The organism is Sphingopyxis sp. 550A (genome assembly GCF_053569535.1).
The window spans coordinates 3473386-3490095 of record NZ_CM131615.1 but is presented as its reverse complement, the minus strand read 5'-3'; the positions used below and the strand labels follow the sequence as shown (position 1 = coordinate 3490095).

Annotated in this window: 11 protein-coding genes and 2 pseudogenes; 4 read left to right on the top strand and 9 right to left on the bottom strand. The window is 62.3% G+C overall.

Annotation, left to right across the window (positions count from 1 at the left end):
* Positions 1-12 precede the first annotated feature (12 nt).
* Genes ACVENA_RS16900 through ACVENA_RS16890 form a run of 3 tightly spaced genes read right to left on the bottom strand, consistent with a single transcriptional unit; the run spans position 13 to position 2936 of the window.
* Entirely contained in the window at positions 13-1077 is a 1065-nt protein-coding gene (locus tag ACVENA_RS16900) for a 3-keto-5-aminohexanoate cleavage protein (protein ID WP_449326316.1), read from the bottom strand.
* A 21-nt stretch (positions 1078-1098) separates the two neighbouring features.
* Entirely contained in the window at positions 1099-1947 is an 849-nt protein-coding gene (locus ACVENA_RS16895; protein WP_449326315.1) for a TauD/TfdA dioxygenase family protein, read from the bottom strand.
* An 11-nt stretch (positions 1948-1958) separates the two neighbouring features.
* Complete coding sequence (locus ACVENA_RS16890) at positions 1959-2936, bottom strand: quinone oxidoreductase family protein (RefSeq protein ID WP_449326314.1); 978 nt, start codon at positions 2934-2936, stop codon at positions 1959-1961.
* 111 nt (positions 2937-3047) lie between these two features.
* Here ACVENA_RS16890 and ACVENA_RS16885 point away from each other — a divergent pair, with 111 nt between their 5' ends.
* Complete coding sequence (locus ACVENA_RS16885) at positions 3048-4067, top strand: AraC family transcriptional regulator (protein ID WP_449326313.1); 1020 nt, start codon at positions 3048-3050, stop codon at positions 4065-4067.
* A 498-nt stretch (positions 4068-4565) separates the two neighbouring features.
* Here the strand turns inward: ACVENA_RS16885 and ACVENA_RS16880 are convergent.
* The 3 genes and pseudogenes from ACVENA_RS16880 to ACVENA_RS16870 form a co-directional block, all read right to left on the bottom strand.
* Positions 4566-4700 (bottom strand): annotated as a pseudogene (locus tag ACVENA_RS16880) (peptidoglycan-associated lipoprotein Pal); the annotation flags it as partial.
* 304 nt (positions 4701-5004) lie between these two features.
* Positions 5005-5703: a PilZ domain-containing protein gene (locus ACVENA_RS16875; RefSeq protein ID WP_449326312.1), complete on the bottom strand. Its 699-nt coding sequence runs from the start codon at positions 5701-5703 to the stop codon at positions 5005-5007.
* Positions 5704-5970: 267 nt separating this feature from the next.
* On the bottom strand, positions 5971-6252 hold the full coding sequence (locus tag ACVENA_RS16870; RefSeq protein WP_449328963.1) for a DUF1153 domain-containing protein: 282 nt from the start codon (positions 6250-6252) through the stop codon (positions 5971-5973).
* A 180-nt stretch (positions 6253-6432) separates the two neighbouring features.
* On the opposite strand from ACVENA_RS16870, the gene ACVENA_RS16865 reads away from it, so the two are divergent.
* Together ACVENA_RS16865 and ACVENA_RS16860 are read left to right on the top strand one after the other, a co-directional pair.
* The gene (locus ACVENA_RS16865; RefSeq protein ID WP_449326311.1) at positions 6433-9180 is read left to right on the top strand and encodes an EAL domain-containing protein; all 2748 of its coding nucleotides are present in this window, start codon (positions 6433-6435) and stop codon (positions 9178-9180) included.
* 488 nt (positions 9181-9668) lie between these two features.
* Positions 9669-10694 (top strand): IS110 family transposase, encoded by a 1026-nt coding sequence (locus ACVENA_RS16860; protein ID WP_449326310.1) that lies wholly within the window; start codon positions 9669-9671, stop codon positions 10692-10694.
* Between the two features lie 456 nt (positions 10695-11150).
* Here ACVENA_RS16860 and ACVENA_RS16855 read toward each other — a convergent pair whose 3' ends face one another.
* Together ACVENA_RS16855 and ACVENA_RS16850 are read right to left on the bottom strand one after the other, a co-directional pair.
* Complete coding sequence (locus tag ACVENA_RS16855) at positions 11151-12338, bottom strand: acyl-CoA dehydrogenase family protein (protein WP_449326309.1); 1188 nt, start codon at positions 12336-12338, stop codon at positions 11151-11153.
* Positions 12339-12601: 263 nt separating this feature from the next.
* Positions 12602-13383 (bottom strand): annotated as a pseudogene (locus ACVENA_RS16850) (IS5 family transposase).
* A 160-nt stretch (positions 13384-13543) separates the two neighbouring features.
* On the opposite strand from ACVENA_RS16850, the gene ACVENA_RS16845 reads away from it, so the two are divergent.
* Positions 13544-14800: an IS701 family transposase gene (locus ACVENA_RS16845; RefSeq protein ID WP_449326308.1), complete on the top strand. Its 1257-nt coding sequence runs from the start codon at positions 13544-13546 to the stop codon at positions 14798-14800.
* Positions 14801-14946: 146 nt separating this feature from the next.
* On the opposite strand, the gene ACVENA_RS16840 is transcribed toward ACVENA_RS16845, so the two are convergent.
* Entirely contained in the window at positions 14947-16614 is a 1668-nt protein-coding gene (locus ACVENA_RS16840; RefSeq protein WP_449326307.1) for an FAD-dependent oxidoreductase, read from the bottom strand.
* Positions 16615-16710 lie beyond the last annotated feature (96 nt).

The window sequence follows — 16710 nt, the reverse complement described above, 5'->3', positions numbered from 1 at the left end:
CGCGCTCCCGCCTCAGGCCGCGTAGCGCAGCGGCAGCGCGCGCTGGCCGGGCTGGCGGTTGGGCGCCATGCCCAGCTTGGCGAGCGTTTCCTCGACCGAATTATATTGCACGCCGATCTTGTAGATTTCGCGCGCTTCCTTCGCGGTCGCGACCTCGCGGCCGAGTTCCCTGGCGATCCGCACGATCTGTTCGATTCCCTGGACCGAGGTCATCTTGTTGCCGTGCTGGTCATAGAGCGTGTCCTCGATGCCGCAGCGGACATGCTGGCCAAGGCACATCGCCATGACGTTGACCGGCAAGACATGGCGCATCAGCGATTCGAGCGTCACCGTCGATCCGTCGGGCGCGCGGCGGATGAATTCCATGAAATTATTGGGATTCGGCCCGTCGAAGCCGCCGCCGATGCCGACCCAGGTCAGGTTGAGCGGCCCCTTATAGAGCCCGCGGCGCACGAGCCGCTCGACCGTTTCCATGTCGGGCATGCAGGTGAGCTGGAAATGCGGCTGGATGCCGGCCGCGGTCAGCCGGCGAAGATGCTCCTCGACCCAGTGCGGCCCGGCAGGCACGACCATCTCGCGATAGGCCTGATACAGCGCGGGATTGGCGAGCGAGGTCTGGCCATATTCCTCGTCGGTCATCAGATCCATGATGTTCATCTGGGTCGTGTTGACCGCGATCGTCACCTGGTCGGGCGCGGGCTTCAAGTCGGCGAGCATGTGGCGCACCTCGTCCGACAGCCATTTCGCCTCGGCGCCTTCCTCCTCGCTTTCGGGCGCGAAGGAGATCGAGCCGCCGACCTGGATGATCATGTCGGGCACCCGCTCGCGCACCCCGGCGATCAGCTCGTTGAACTTCGACAGGCGCTTGCACCCCGAACCATCCTCTTCGCGGACATGGAGGTGGAGCACCGTCGCGCCGGCGTTGTAACAGTCGACCGCCTTCTGGATATGCTCTTCCATGGTGAGCGGAATATCCTCGGGGAAGTCGTCGGGGTGCCATTCGGGGCCATAGGGCGCGACGGTAATGACCAATTTGTCCTGCGTTTCGGGAAGCAGGCTGTCGTCGAGAAACTGCATCTTCTCTCTCCTTGAACGATCTCAGTAAGGGCGGTCGCCGACGATGCCGGCGCGTTCCATGCGGCGGATCGTGGGCGGGTAATCCATCACGGCATAATGCTGGGTCGACCGGTTATCCCAGATCGCCACGCTGTTCGGCTGCCAGCGCCAGCGCACCTGATATTCGGGGATCGCGGCGCGTCCGATCAGAAAGCTCAGGAGCTGGCTCGCCCCCGGCGCATAGTCCTGGCCGTAGCGGACATTGTCGGCGATGTGGAAATTGGTGAAATGGGTGGTGAAGCCGTTGACGAACAATATCTTCTCGCCCGTTTCGGGGTGGGTGCGGACGACCGGATGTTCGGCATCGGGAAAGCGCGCCTTCAGCGCGTGGCGCTGCTCCTCGCTCATCCGCGCGCCGAAGCTGGCTTCGATCGAATGGCGCGCCTTCAGGGGCGCGATGATCGCCTTCACATGATCGGAGAGGTCGGCATAGGCTTTCGCCATATTCGCCCACATCGTGTCGCCGCCGACCGGCGGGCAGGTCACGCAGCGCAGCACCGCGCCGAGCGGCGGCGCATCGCGCCACGTCGCGTCGCAATGCCAGCTATTCTCATAATAGTCGGGCGGCGAGTTTTCGTCCTTGTAGATCTGGACGAGTCCCGGATTCTCGGGATCGCTGCCGATCACCGGATGATCCTCCAGCGCGCCGAAGCGGCTGGCGAAGGCGACATGGTCGGCGCGCGCGATATCCTGATCGCGCAGGAACAGCACCTTGTGCTCGATCAGCGCGGCGCGGATTTCGCCGAACAGATCGTCGCTCTGCGCCGCTTCGGCCAGGTCGACGCCGCTGATTTCGGCGCCGATGTGGCAGGTAAGCTTCTCGATCTTCATCGCCTCTCTCCTCAGAGCACGAAGATGGATGACCCTATCGTCTGCCCGGCCTCGAGCTCGCGGTGCGCCGCGACACAGTCGTCGAGCGCATAGCGCTGGCCGATCTCGACCTTGACGCGGCCCGCGGCGAGATGGCCGAACCACAGGCTCGACAGCTCGGCGCGTTCGGCGGGGTCGGCATAATAGTCGGCGAAGCCGGGGCGGGTGACATAGACCGACCCCTGCATCAGAAGCTGAAAGACATCCATCGGCGGAAAGGGCCCCGACGCCGTACCGCAGGCCACGAGGACGCCGCGCCGCTTGAGCGATTTCAGCGACCCCTCGAACGTGTCCTTGCCGACGCTGTCGAACACCGTCGTCACGCCTTCGCCGTCGGTCAGCTCCCCGACCCGCGCCGCGACATCCTCGCGGCGATAGAAGATGATTTCGTCGCAGCCGAGCGCGAGCGCTTTTTCGGCTTTCGCCTCGCTCGACACGGTGCCGATGACGCGCAGCCCCATCAGCTTCGCAAGCTGCACCGCGAGCAGGCCGACGCCCCCGGCCGCGGCGTGGAGCAGGATCGTGTCGCCCGCCTTCATCGCCGGGTTGGTCCGGGCAAGCCAATAGGTCGCCGACAGGCCGCGCATCGTCGACGCCGCCGCATCCTCGATCGCGATGCCCTCAGGCAGCTTGAACAAGGGCGCGGCAGGCATGATCCGCGCCTCGCTATAGGCGCCGAGCGGGCTGCCGTTATAGGCGACGCGGTCGCCCGGCGCGAAACCGATGACGCCTTCGCCGACCGCCTCGATCGTCCCGGCGCCCTCGACGCCGATCCCGGCGGGGAGCGGCGCGGGATAATAGCCCGAACGGAAATAGGTGTCGGCGAAGTTGCAGCCGACCGCGGCATGGCGGAGGCGGACTTCGCCCGGGCCGGGTTCGCCGACCGTGACGTCTTCGACCCGAAGCACTTCGGGGCCACCAACCTCATAAAAGCGAACGGCTTTTGCCATCTCTCACTCTCCCGTTTCGGCTGGACTAGGACAAAGTGCGCTTGCGCTTTTCACATTTCGTGACATAATTTTGGCATTATGCGCCAAGCGGCGCGATCAGGAGGAAATAGCGTGGCCGAACTCGTCCGCGTCGCGGCGCTGACCGGCTATTTTCCGACGATGCGGGGGCTGGGCGCCGATCCGCGGCCGCTGCTGCGCGAGTGCGGCCTGTCGCCCGAATTGCTTGCGAACCCCGAACAACTGATCTCGGCACGCGCGACGATGCGGCTGCTGGAGCGCAGCGCCGAGGTGACCGGCTGCGCGACGCTGGGGCTGCGCATGGCCGAGGAGCGTGCGCTTGCCAATCTGGGCGTCGCCAGCCTGCTGATCGCGCATCAGCCGACGCTCCGCCTCGCGCTTCAGGCGCTCGCCGAATTTCGCAATCGGATCAATTCGACGCTGGCCCTGCAGATCGAAGCCTTCGGCGAAGAGGTCGTGCTGCGCGAGCATTTCGCGCTCAGCAGCCCCGAGCCGCATCGCCAGTCGTCCGACCTGGCGCTCGGTGTCCTCACGCGCGTTTGCGCGACCGTTCTCGGCGATACATGGGCACCGCTATCGGTCTGTTTCGCGCACGAAAGACCGCCGGCTGCCGCCATGGCGGTCTATCGGCGACTGTTTCGCTGCGCGATCGAGTTCGATTGCGAGTTCAACGGCCTCGTCATTGCCGAGGCCGATCTCGACCGGCCGGCGGCGCGCGCCGATTCGGCGCTCGCGAGCCATGCGCGCGACCTGATCTCGTCGGTGATGAGTCCCGCAATGCGCACGGCGTCGCAGGAGGTCGAACAGATGATCATGCTGCTGTTGCCCTCCGGCCGGGCGACGATCCAATATTGCGCCGAATCGATGGGGACCACGGTGCGCACCCTGCAGCGGATGCTGGACGCCGACGGGACAAGTTTCAGCGAACTGCTCAACCGCGCGCGAATGCAGCTTTCGACTCAATATCTCGCCAATCCGCGCACCCGGATCACCGACGTCGCCGAAATGCTCGGCTATGGCTCGATCGGGGCCTATACGCGCTGGCACGGCCAGATGTTCGGCCTCTCGCCGCGCCAGTGGCGGATTTCGATGGGACGGCAGGCGCAACGATAGCCTTTGTCCCGTTTGGAGCGGCACCGGACGATGCCGCCTCCGCCTGAAGCCGACGCGCCCGGATCGCGATCGGCCAGGACTGGAGCACCGCAAGGAATATAAAAATATATATGGCCGTGCGCTTAGGGTCCTGACCCTAGCGGCGCCGCCAGCGAAAATACCAGATTTTATGTCCACAGGCAATCATCATATTGAAATTGCGTGTTTTAATGCGACAAAATGGCGATAAAAATTGAGTGAACAATCACCCAGCAATCACCGATCTCAGAGCTGAAAAAACCTCGTGCTCTCATCCAAATATCCTCGCCGATTCAACCTCCGGAGGCAGCGCTTTTGTAAACCCTCCTAGCATGAGTGGTCCAATCTGGCTGATCGTGGGACCGCTTCTAACCCTGCTTTGCCTGGGGCTGATAGCGCGCATCGCGTACGGGCTGTTCTAAAGACGCATTTCATCCAGGGCGCGGGTGGCCTTAAGCCTGATGCTCTGCCGCCGTTTCGTCACCGACGGATGACAACGGTCACGGCGCGCCGGTTCTGCGCATAGGCTTCTTCGGTCGAGCCGGTCGCTGCCGGCCGTTCCTTGCCACAGCTGCTCACTTCGATCCGACCCACGTCGACGCCTATGAACGCCACGGCCACCGGGCGGTCGAAGTGGAACTGGTCCGAGCCTTGGGATATGAAGATGTCGCGGCCTCTATGATGTTGTGCGCGGATTGCGCGCCGCCTCGGGCCAGCGTGCCTGGTCTTAGGGGACGAACGGCCCTCAGTCCTTTTCGACCCGGATGATGTTCCTAAAACGGTCGCGCAATTCATTGCCCCCTCCGCATCGCGAAGATCTGGTTCTGGCGGGTCTTCGCCCAAAGCGAGCCCTCCGCAATTGGGCCGCGGCGGGCGAACCAAACTGTTTCTGGGGGATATGCGCCCTGCTCCGGTCTCGTCACAAGCGGTGGCGCGTGGAGGCCTTTTGCGCATGAGAGGACATTTGCCCGCGCAGCTTCGCAATGCTTTCGAGGGCAAGGCGTTCGAGTGGCTGAGCAAACCAGATGCCTCCGCGCTTGCCGTGGGACCAGCGTACCAAGGCCGGCCGCCTGGCCGCCTCAGCGGGAAGGACGAGCTCGACGTGGCTGCCCGGTTCGAGCGTCGCATCGCAGCGAAAGCCGGCACCATGCTGGGAAAGATCGACGAGATCGATCAGAATAGCGCCACAGCGTAGCACTAGCATGGCTTCCTGTTCGACCGGGACTCGTAGCGCCCGATAACCCTCAACCTGCTGCTCGTCCGCGAGCCGCTGCAAGAGAGCCGGCGCGTCGACAGGCACATCGAAGGACACGCCGCAGCGGCCGCTCCGCGTCCACTGGACGGACGCGCTAAGGCAAATCGTCTCGGACAGGGAGATGTCGAGACGTTCTCCGACGCTGACAGCTATATCGGCGGCAAGCATCATTCCGGTATCGGATATATTGCGGACCCTCCAAAGACCCGTGTCGTCCGCCTGATCGATCCGGGCCGTCCTGCACACCGCGAGATGGCGCTCGGATCCGCGCCGGCCGGGCAAGGCCTGCGATGCGTCCGGTGCACGGTCAGCGGCTGCAGCCTTCCGGGACGCGGGCATATAATTTCTGTCGGGGCTTTCCATTCTGCCCTCCTGTCGCGAGGCAGGCCGGCAGGCGAGTTGCACGGGCCTACCTGACTCCTCGGGGTTGGGTCCTGCCGGCTCCCACAAGTGGCAAGGCATGTACGATCCAGCGACGGTGATGACATTGGTTTACGTTACAGCAGCTTCTCCTTGTGCGATTACGCGGCTTCCACCTTTAGAAAGTTGGACGGCGCCTAAGGACCAGTCTTCTGCGCCACCCGGTGGCGCGCCCGCTATGGGGGTGGGCGCGCGCAGTACCTTGTTCGATTATTCGCCCTTCGAGCGCCGACGTCTGGGATGCGTAGTGACACGAAGACCCGGTATGCCAGCGCGGTCGACCGAACGGCGCCAAGCCGCAATCTCCTCGCGGCTCAGCCGATATCTGCTACAGGCATCGTCGAGGTCTAGCAGGCCGCCATCGATGGCCGCGAGCACTTCAGCCTTGCGGCGGCATGTCCAGTAAGCGTTACTGGATGCCGGCAAGTCGCCGAGCGACAAAGGGCCGGCGGGTCCCATGACAGACGCCCTCGCGCGTTTTGTTTCAAGCACCGCGAATTCTCCATTCGCCTTGTGCCCCCCGGAGAAAATTGCGGCGTGAAGGTCAATAAATCGTTTCGGCCGAGCGGGCGCTCGCTCCTGCGGATTCGCCAGCGAGCGCCGCCGCAACGATTCATTAAATGGCCCGTTCGATAGTCGCGGTACCGGAAATCAAGGGAGAAGATAAAGGCCATGTCGCCGAGCGCTGATGAAGAATCCTCGATCCGGTCCGAGGCGGTGCTTCGCGAACAATATGCCAGTCTCGCGCGGCAGGTGCCGCTCATGTACGCGCTGATGTTCCTCAATGTCCTGTTTATCGCGCTCGTGACCGCCGATGCCGGATCTGCGGTTTCCAGCCTTCTTGCACCGGCGGTGCTGGCGATCATCATCGTCGTGCGGGGCGTTGCCTGGCATATCAGACGCGGAGGGCCGCGGTCGATCGAGCAGGTCCAGGCCTATCTGCGCGGGACACTGGTTCGGGCGGGTGTCTTCAGCCTCCTTTTCGGAGGGTGGGGCCTCTACCTCTTTCTTACCGCCGATCCATTTCACACGACCGCGATCGCCCTTTTTATTTTCGTGGGCTCGATCAGCTGCTGCTACTGCCTCCAGGCGCAACCGCGAGCGGCGCATCTCGTGCTGTTGTTTGGCGCGATGCCGGTCACGATCGGCCTCCTTCTGTCGCAGAGCTGGTACTTCACCGGAGTGGGGCTCACCTTCCTGCTCGGCGCCGCGGTCATCCTGCGCACGATCGCGACCACGCGCTCGGCGGTCTTCGAAGCGATCCGCTCGCGCGCGGACATGGCGGCGGTGGTCGCGGCGCTGCGCAAGAGCGAGGAGCATTATCGATTTTCGGTCGAACTCAATCCGCAAATACCCTGGGTGAGCGACCCGCAAGGCCAAATTTCGGAGGTGGGCCCGCGCTGGCGCGACCTTACGGGCATGTCGGAGCGCGAGGCGCTCGGGACGGGCTGGACTGAGGCCATCCATCCCGACGATCTGCCCGGCCTTCTCGATCATTGGGCACTAGCGCGGACGTCAGCGGACAAGTCCGTACCCGATGCGCGATATCGCGTACGCCACCGCTCCGGTGGATTTCGCTGGTGTCGCGCGCGCGCCAACCCCCGCCGCGACGAGGATGGCCGGATCGTTGCCTGGTTCGGAACGCTCGAGGACATAGACGAGCAGGTGGCTGCCGAACGCGCGCTGCAGGAAAGCGAGGAACGGTACCGGCTCGCCTCGCGCGCGACCAACGATATCATATGGGACTGGTCGCACGAGAGCGACCGGATCGAATGGGGCAATGGCGCCGAGCAGATACTCGGCTATCCCGAAGTATCCGGCGCAACGTCGGCAGACTGGTGGCGCGAGCGGATCGAACCCGAGGATCGTCCCGCTGTTGAGGCAACCTTCGAACGCGTTCGCTCGGGCGCGCAGGACAGCTGGAGCCACGAATACCGGTTCCGGGTCGCGTCCGGCGGTTACATCAACATCTTCTCGCGCGGTTTCGTGGTGCGCGGCGCCGGAGGCGTTGCGATCCGCTCGATCGGCGCTCTGCTCGATGTGACCGCGGCGCGGCGCGCCGAGGGCGAATTGCGCTGGGCCGCCAATCATGATCCGCTGACGGGTCTTCCGAACCGGAAGCTGTTCGGTGAGGTGCTCGAGCGCGAGCTTACCACTGCTGCCGTAAATGGTACGTGCGTTGGCGTGATGGTCCTCGATGTTGACGGGTTTAAACTGCTCAACGACAGTTTCGGGCATGCCGCGGGCGACCGGCTTCTTGTCAGCGTGGCCAATGGTCTGCGCGAGAGGCTCGCCCCCGAGGTCACGATTGCACGGCTCGGCGGCGATGAATTTGCTGTGATACTTCCGGATTACCGTCGCGACGGCTTGATGGCGAAGTCGATTCTGCGCGGCTTCGGGAAGCCGGTGGCGATCGACGAAGGCGTCGTCGAGGTCAGCATAAGCGCAGGTGTCGCGCAGTGGCCCGCCGACGGGGCTGATGGCGAGGACGTATTGCGCAGCGCGGATCTTGCGCTCTATGCCGCCAAGGCCCAGGGGGCTGGCGAGGTGCGCGTGTTTCACACCGAAATGCGGGAGGTAGCCGAGGCGCGCAAGCTCATGCTGCGCGAAGCCCGCGATGCGCTGCGCGACGACCGGATCATTCCTTTCTACCAAGCGAAGATCGACCTGCGGACGGGCGATGTCGTTGGCTTCGAAGCGCTGCTGCGCTGGCATCACCATCGCCGCGGACTGCAGCCGCCCGAGCGTCTCGCCGCAGCCTTCGAAGACAGCGTCGTTGCTACCGAACTCACCGAGCGCATGGTCGACCGCGTCATCGCGGACATCATATCCCTACGCGATAGCGGTCATCCGGTCGGGCGGATCGCCGTCAACGGTTCGCCCGCCGATTTTCGCCGCGAGGATTTTGCCGAGCGACTGCTCGAAAAATTTGCCCGCGCCGACCTGCCGCCGTCCTTGCTCGAACTCGAAGTGACCGAAAGCGTCTTCGTCGATCACCTCGCGGCAGGCGTCGAGCGCGCGTTGCGCACGCTCGTGGCGGAGGGCGTATCGATCGCACTCGACGATTTCGGCACCGGTTACGCGTCGCTAACCCATCTTCAGCAATTCCCGGTCGATGTTCTCAAGATCGACCGCTCCTTTATCACGCGGCTAGATAGCGCCGACAGCGCGGACTGTGCGATCGTTCACGGCGTGATTGACATTGCTCACCGGATGAAGATCGCGACGGTTGCTGAGGGGGTCGAGACGGCCAACCAACTGGCGCAGCTGCGTGATCTCGGTTGCGACATTGCGCAGGGCTATTATTTCAGCAGGGCGATCAGCGCCGACCGCATCCCCGCCTGGCTCGAAAAATGGACGCGCGATCGCAGCGCCCTGTTTGACGTGGACACCCGAGCGCCAGGCGCCTCGCCGCGCTGATTGCGGTTTCAGGATGCCAAAATCATTGATCCGTGAAGCCTTAGAAAGTGCCGGGCCCAATCGGCGATCGAGGTCCGATATCATGAGATTGAGGTGACAGAGCAGGACTGCAATCATGACCTAACCAATAGACCCTAAGAAGGTCCGCTTGTTTGATCTTTTTTGGGAAAGCCGTCAGGCTGTACCCGGCCATTGCGAGCGGTAGTCGCAAAAGCAAAGCGGCAGTTTTGAGTGGCTGTCGGATCTGCGGGAAGTTGATTCAGCGGCAAATAGTCCCACAGTCGCGCGAGCGGCCGGAAACGAAATTGTTCCGGAGAAACTCATTCCGAATGTCTCGCCAAAAATCGAGGATGTTAAACGGCGTTCAAAAGGGGCCCACTCCATCGGGGGGCCCCTTTTGAACACGATGACGTAATTGCTGCCGTTGTTCCCATTGGGATGCGACGGCTTCAGAATGAGTGAGGTCATCGTAACGAAGGGATATCGCCATGAAGCAATATGTCGGGCTGGACGTGTCACAAAAAGAGACGTCGATTTGCATTGTTGATGAAGCCGGGCGGCCATTATACCAAGGCCGGGTGAAATCAGATCCGGGCGTCCTGGCCGCCGTCGTCGCCAAGAAGGCTCCCAATGCCGAACGCGTAGGTCTCGAGACAGGTGCTATGTCGAGCTGGCTCTGGCATGAGCTCAAGCGAACCGGCCTGCCAGTGGTCTGCATCGATGCTCGCCACGCCCATGCGGCACTGTCCGTCCGCATGAACAAGAGCGACGAGAATGATGCTCGGCGCCTGGCGGAACTCGTCCGGGTCGGATGGTATCGGGAGGTCGCCGTCAAAAGCGAGGAAAGCCAGGCCGCACGGTCCATCCTTGTCTGTCGATCCCGGTTGGTACGGATCCGGCGCGATCTCGAAAACCAGATGCGTTCCATGCTGAAGGAGTGTGGCATGCTCTTTCCACGGGCTGTCGGCGGGCAGTTCCAGCGGCGGGTCAGCGATCTTATCGCCGATGGCCATGCTCTCGGCCCCATTCTTCTTCCCCTTCTGTCCGTGCATGAACAGACATGCGGCGAGTTGGAAAAGATCGATAGAACCATCCGTCACCTCGCCCGAGAGGACGAGACGACCCGGCGGTTGATGACGGTTCCGGGCATCGGTGTCGTTACAGCCCTAACATTCCGCCATACGATCGATGATCCCACCCGCTTTCAGAACGCCACGAAGGTTGGAGCTTATCTCGGGCTCACACCCCGCCGAAAGCAATCGGGTAAAATGGACGTGACGGGAAAGGTCTCGCGATGGGGCGACAGGCTGTTGCGCATATATCTGTTCGAGGCCGCCAGCGTCTTGCTCCATCGAACCAAGCGGTGGTGCGCGCTCAAGGCCTGGGGGCTACGGATTGCAAAGCGCAGTGGCATGAAGAAAGCGCAGGTCGCAGTCGCACGAAAGCTCGCCATCATCCTCCACTGCATCTGGGTGGATGGAACCGAGTTCGAGTGGGGAAAACAGCCTGCTTGATCGTCATAACTACCCTGAGATCGCAGGGCTGAAGCCAGCCCTGTGATGATCCACCGGGACGGTGGTTGCGGTGACCTCGTTCAAACGGCTGCGGACTTCAGGACCGCGTTGCACACGTTGAGGCACCCGACCCGGACATCATCATGAGGCCATGACCTCGAAAAGGACCATGACCCCGGTATGGATCAACTACAGGCTTGACAGAAACCCGCAATTAAAGGACCGTTTGACACGTGATGATCTCGATCCGCTCCAAACCACTCTCCTTCGGCAGTGCCAAAGGACACTCCTGAAGAAATGCTCATCGCGACGGCAGGCCATCCGCGCAACACGCCGGAGCCCGGACGCTTACGATCGGAAGAGCATGCGCTACCAGTCGCAGCGGGGTGACGATGCCGAGGTTCGGGAGAAGCTGCGCGAGCTGGCGCAGAAGCGTCGCCGGTTCGGTTAACTGGATCAGATGAGGTCCGTTGGTGTGGTCGGGAGACCGAGTTCGACTTTCCCCGCGAGAGCGCAGGTGCGATCCCAGTCGAACATGACGTGACCCCGGATCACCTGCACATCTCTCAGATGGCGTTGAAGTGGAGAGGACAGCAGGCAAGCGCTTGCACCGGCGGCAGCAGCCAATGTGTCGATTGCCCGATTGGCAAGGCGAACGATCTGGGCGGCAGCAAGGCGGAGAGCGACTTGCGCGTGAATTGACGCCTCATCGTCGTGCGCACCGCGCGTGCGCTCGATCATCTGTCCGGCCTCTTCCCAGACGAGGCGGGCGGCGCGCACGTCGGCGAGTGCCTCGGCCAGTCGAAGATGGGTCGTCGGCTGCTCGCCTTGCCTTGCGCCTGCTCCAAAAGCTTGCAGCTTGGTTTTCATGCGTTCCGTATACCATTCCAAGGCTGCTTCGGCAGCGCCAAGCGCTGGCGTTGCGGCCACGATCGCCAAGCCGGCCCGGAACGGATAATCGAGGGTCGATCCGGGATGGAGTGTTTCGCCTGGTGAGCAGCCTGCGGCGATTTCGCGGGCGGGCAGAGTCATATATTCGGGAACGAAGACATCCCGAAGGGCAACCGCATTACTTCCCGTCGCGCACATTCCCGAGACGTGCCATACGTCCTCAACCGTCGCTTCGGCGATCGGCAGGACGCAAAAGCGGGGCTCGCCCGTCTGGCTGTCGATTGCATTCACAACCAGCCAATCAGCATGGTTGACGCCGGTCGCCCATTCCCAACGGCCCGAGACAAGATAGCCCTGCTCGATGGGCTCGGCTTTGCCGGTCGGGGCAAGCGGAGCAGGCGCAAGTGGCATGTGGCCATTCTTGAAGAATTGATCCTGCGCCTCGGCGCGGAATTTGGCCAACATCCATGCGTGAAGCGAGAGAAATGACAAGGTCCAGGCCGCCGATGCGCAGCCTTTGCCAAGACGCCGCACCACATCCATAAATTCACTGAAGTTCGCCCCTTGGCCGCCGGTTCCAGCCGGTGCCACCATCCCAAAGAAGCCAGCATCAAGTGCGGCTTGAATGGTTTCGGGCTGAAGCGAGCGCATCTGCTCAGCATCGCGCGCGCGCTCGGCCAGATCCGCTGCAAACCGGGTTGCCCAGTCGGGCCATGTTTCACCGGTTCTGGTCAGCAGTACTCCATCGCTCATAAATGTCCCTCTCGGAAAATCCGTCTACACAGGAACATTGAGAGCAGGGTAAAAAATAGTCAAGGCGATTTACATTTTAAGCGGCTTGTTATGACCTCGAAATGCGCGCCGCCTGGCAGGCGGCCGCCGGCGGTTAACATATCAGACGATCAATCAATGGTCGCAGTATATGTTTGATAGATATATGAAAATTCGAGTTCTTGAAAAACGTCAAATCGGTGCCGGCAGCCGACAAGGGCGGCCGACTGTGGCTTTGGCTTGTGCTAGGCCGTGTTGGCAAAAGACTTCAACCATAGGCGCGAGGCGGCGAGGTTGAGGAAGCTTTCGAACGAGAGGATGGTCTTGTCATAGCGGGTGGCGATGCGTCGTTGCTGTTTGAGTTTGCCGAACATGCGCTCGACGCGGTTTCGGTCCTTGTAGCGGCGATAGTCGGGATGCTCTGGCACCTTGCGGTTCGAGCGAGGCGGGATGATCGGCAGGATGCCCCGGGTCAGCAGGCTTTCCCGGAAGTGATCACCATCATAGCCCTTGTCCGCGAGCAGCGCCTTGGGTGTGGCGACGGGGATCGCCATCAGCGGTTCGGCAGCGGTGTAATCGGAAGCCTCGCCGCCGGTGAGGATGAAGCCGACAGGCAGTCCTTGATTGTCGCAGCGGGCGTGGATTTTGCTCGTAAAGCCGCCGCGTGATCGACCAAGAGCGTTCGCACAAGCCCCCCTTTTCCGCCCGCTGCCGAGACATGGCCGCGAACGCTGGTGCTGTCGATCATGTGTTGCCAGTCGTCGGTCAGACCCAGATCGACCAGCGTTTGCAGGAGAGCATCCCAGACACCCTGTTCGGCCCAGCGACGGAAGCGCACATAGACCGAGTTCCATTTGCCATAGCGCTCGTGCATGTCGCGCCAGGGGCAGCCGACCCGCAGCACGTGAAGCATTCCATTGAGAAAGCGCCGGTTATCGCCCGCCGGCCGCGCCCAGCGACCGCGCTCAGGCGGCAGTAGCGGCCCGATCAGCTCCCACTCCGCGTCCGACAAATCCCCGCGACCCATGACTGCCCCTCAAAAAGCAGTCTTGAATCAGAACAAGGCGGGTTTGGGAATCCCTTTTGTCAACACGGCCTAGCACTACTTTGGCAGAAGTTGATTTTAGGGATTCCCATCTGGGTTGATGGGTGATTCATAGGGAGCCGGCGTTGGAAGGATGTCGGCGATGGATGGTGATTGGCGGGTTGACCTGGAGCGTTGGCTTGAGCCCTATCTGAAGGATCTCGGTCACAAGGCCCGGCAACGGATGTGCCCGGCCTATGTTGCGGGCCTGATCGGTCCAGGGGATCGCAAGAGCATCCAGCCTATGGCGGCGCGAACGGACGAAGTTGGCTATGATCGCCTGCATCACTTCATCGGTGCTGGTCTGTGGGACAGCTCACCGCTGGAGGCGACATTGTGGAGCCAGGCCGATACGCTGGTCGGCGGTGATGAGGCGTGGCTGATCATCGACGATACCGCGTTGCCCAAGAAAGGAACGGCGTCGGTCGGAGTTGCGCCGCAATATGCGTCGGCGTTGGGCAAGAATGCCAACTGCCAGACGCTCGTATCGATGACGCTGGCCTCGCGAGAGGTCCCGATCATGCTGGGCTTGCGGCTGTTCCTGCCGGAAAGTTGGACGAGCGACGAGGCCCGCATGGTCAAGGCTGGTGTGCCCGAGCCATTCCGCGAGTATCGAACCAAGCCTGTGATCGCGATCGAAGAGATCGACCGGGCGATCGCCGCCGGGGTGCGCTTCGGCTGCGTACTCGCGGATGCCGGATACGGCTTGTCGGCCCCTTTCCGTCAGGCGCTCAGCGCAAGAGGCCTGCACTGGGCTGTCGGAATCCCCCGGCACCAGAAGGTTTATCCGGCCAATGTGCAACTCGTCTTCCCAGTAGCAAGCCGCGGACGTCCTCGGCAGCATCATGTGCCGGACATCCCATCGCGCCCTGCCCATGCCATGCTCGACGACGCAAAATGGCGACAGGTCAGTTGGCGCCGGGGAACGAAGGGGCGTCTGAGCGCGCGCTTTGCCGCCATGCGCGTGCGCATCGCTGACGGGCCGCCGCAGCGCATCGGTGCATCGGGCGCGCAGCACATGCCCGGGGAGGAGGTCTGGCTGGTCGGTGAGCATCGCTCCAGCGGCGAGCGCAAATATTATCTCTCGAACCTGCCCGCAGATACCCCGATCAGGGATCTCGCCGGCGCCATAAAGGCACGCTGGATCTGCGAACAGGCCCATCAGCAACTCAAGGAAGAGCTTGGCCTCGACCATTTTGAGGGCCGATCATGGACAGGCCTCCATCGCCATGCGCTCATGACAATGATCGCATATGCCTTCCTGCAATCCCGCCGCCTCGCTCAGGCGGGACGGGAAAAAAAGAATCGCAGGTCCGCCGCCACAGCCGAGCCTCCCGGCAGTCCGGCAGGCCATCCTTGATCACCTATCCAGGCCGCCACCTGCTTGTTGCCCCCAATGTGGACATCGCATCGCTGCCCCGCCAACCAAACTTCTGCCAAAGTAGTGCTAGAAATATGGCCAAGATCGGTTGCGAATCCTTTCGCATCCGGCGTTGTATTGCGAGGCTAGCTGTCGTTCGTCTCCGAGCTAGATTCTCGAGGCTCCGGGCGGTTGGACAGAGAGGCATGCTCGGCAGCAATATAGGCGAAGGTCATGGCTGGTCCGAGCGTCAGACCTGGTCCTGGATATGATTTTCCGGTGAGTGATGCGGCCGCAGTGCCGACGGCGTATAGGCCAAGAATAGGCGCCCCCGTTGCATTAGCGAGAGCGCGGCCGTGGGCATCGGTCGCGGCGCCCCCTTTCGTGCCGGCATCTCCTATGTGGAGCCTAACCGCCCGATAAGGCGGCTTCTCTACTGGGCCAAGATTAGGATTTCTTCGAGTGGGGTCTCCCCAAAAGCGATCGTAAACGCGGCTGCCGCGGCCGAACTCGTCGTCCTGTCCGCGCGACGCCCCTTCATTGAAGCGCTGGACCGTGCCGGCCAGAGCGCTGCCGTCCAGTCCGCAGCGCTGGGCGAGTGACCGGAGGTCATCAGCTTCGACGAAGAAGCCCGCTTCACGAAGAGCTTTCGGGATGCGGCCGGGAAGCATGATTCCGAAGAGGTAACGGCTGCGATGGCTGTTATCGAGGATCAGCCATGCCGATGGTGAATATCGCCGCATCGCAGCGGCAAAGGAATAATAGTCCAGCGCCTCGTTGGCGAATCTATGGGCGCTGTCATCGACCACGAGAGCGTGAGGCAGGGCGCGTTCACGCTGGATGAGGCTGGGCCGGGTGAGGCGGCCATCGCTACCCGGATACATCGCCACCGGCACCCACAATGCCTCATCGAGTTGTTCGATGCGACCGCCTGCTCGTTCGATAACGCCGATCGTATCTCCACGGTCTTCCGCGGGCGTCATCGAAGTGGCAGCGCCTGCGCGACCGGCCATGTGGCCAGTCCCACCGCTGGCCAGAATAATCGCCCGCCCCGCTGCTATCTCTTCCATTGAGCCGTCCGCGCAGACCCGAATGGCGGTTGCGATGCCCCGCTCGATGACCACGTCCACCAGTTCGGTATTCAGCCGAATTTCGACACCCAGCCGGTCGGCGATCGCCATCAATTGGACCACCAGACTTTGCCCGCCTCCGACCGGCACCTGGCCAACGAGGCGCCGGACTTTGTCGCGGAGCCAGGCCGTGCCCATCGCAACGAAGCTTCGGAGAGAGCTCGTGCCCCTGCCCAGCAACGGGAGGTCGCGCACTCTAACTGCTATAGGCAGCGCGTTTCGTCGCATCGAGGCGAGCCAAGGGCCTGCAATCTTTGCATTGACGATTTCTGGGTCCAGAGACCTGCCTCGCGCGGCGAATTTGCTTTCGGATATATAGTCGGGGTGATGCGTGTCGACGCCCCATTTCATCCCTTCCTCTGTCAGAACCTTTACCATCCGGGGGGCATTTTGAATGAAAGAGCTTCTGCGATGGGATGATGTTGCAATGCCTGCGTCCGGCACGGTGTCCGCTAGGAACGCTTCGGCCTCATGCAGACTGTCCTTTAGGCCCAGCGCTTCCTGGCGGACCGTGCACGGGGCCCAGATTCCGCCTCCAGCAAGCGCGCTTGTTCCTCCCCATTCGCTTGCTTTCTCAACGAGGAGCACGGAGCAGCCGGCGCGCCGGGCTGTAATCGCGGCTGTTAGTCCTGCCGCGCCTGTCCCGACAATTACGATATCCCATTGTGCCAAACTCTCCGACATTCCGGGCTCCTTGCGATCAAAATTTGTAAGGTTGTATCTTGGATAGCTTTACCGGAATCCAGAATTTTGGCCACAAAATCGCGGATTCAGAGATAA

Bases quoted from the DNA above. Each gene is read 5' to 3' on its own strand.
- ACVENA_RS16865 (WP_449326311.1), top strand. From the start codon at position 6,433: ATGTCGCCGAGCGCTGATGAAGAATCCTCGATCCGGTCCGAGGCGGTG.
- ACVENA_RS16845 (WP_449326308.1), top strand. From the start codon at position 13,544: ATGGATGGTGATTGGCGGGTTGACCTGGAGCGTTGGCTTGAGCCCTAT.
- ACVENA_RS16860 (WP_449326310.1), top strand. From the start codon at position 9,669: ATGAAGCAATATGTCGGGCTGGACGTGTCACAAAAAGAGACGTCGATT.
- ACVENA_RS16840 (WP_449326307.1), bottom strand. From the start codon at position 16,614: ATGTCGGAGAGTTTGGCACAATGGGATATCGTAATTGTCGGGACAGGC.
- ACVENA_RS16900 (WP_449326316.1), bottom strand. From the start codon at position 1,077: ATGCAGTTTCTCGACGACAGCCTGCTTCCCGAAACGCAGGACAAATTG.
- ACVENA_RS16875 (WP_449326312.1), bottom strand. From the start codon at position 5,703: ATGGAAAGCCCCGACAGAAATTATATGCCCGCGTCCCGGAAGGCTGCA.
- ACVENA_RS16855 (WP_449326309.1), bottom strand. From the start codon at position 12,338: ATGAGCGATGGAGTACTGCTGACCAGAACCGGTGAAACATGGCCCGAC.
- ACVENA_RS16890 (WP_449326314.1), bottom strand. From the start codon at position 2,936: ATGGCAAAAGCCGTTCGCTTTTATGAGGTTGGTGGCCCCGAAGTGCTT.
- ACVENA_RS16895 (WP_449326315.1), bottom strand. From the start codon at position 1,947: ATGAAGATCGAGAAGCTTACCTGCCACATCGGCGCCGAAATCAGCGGC.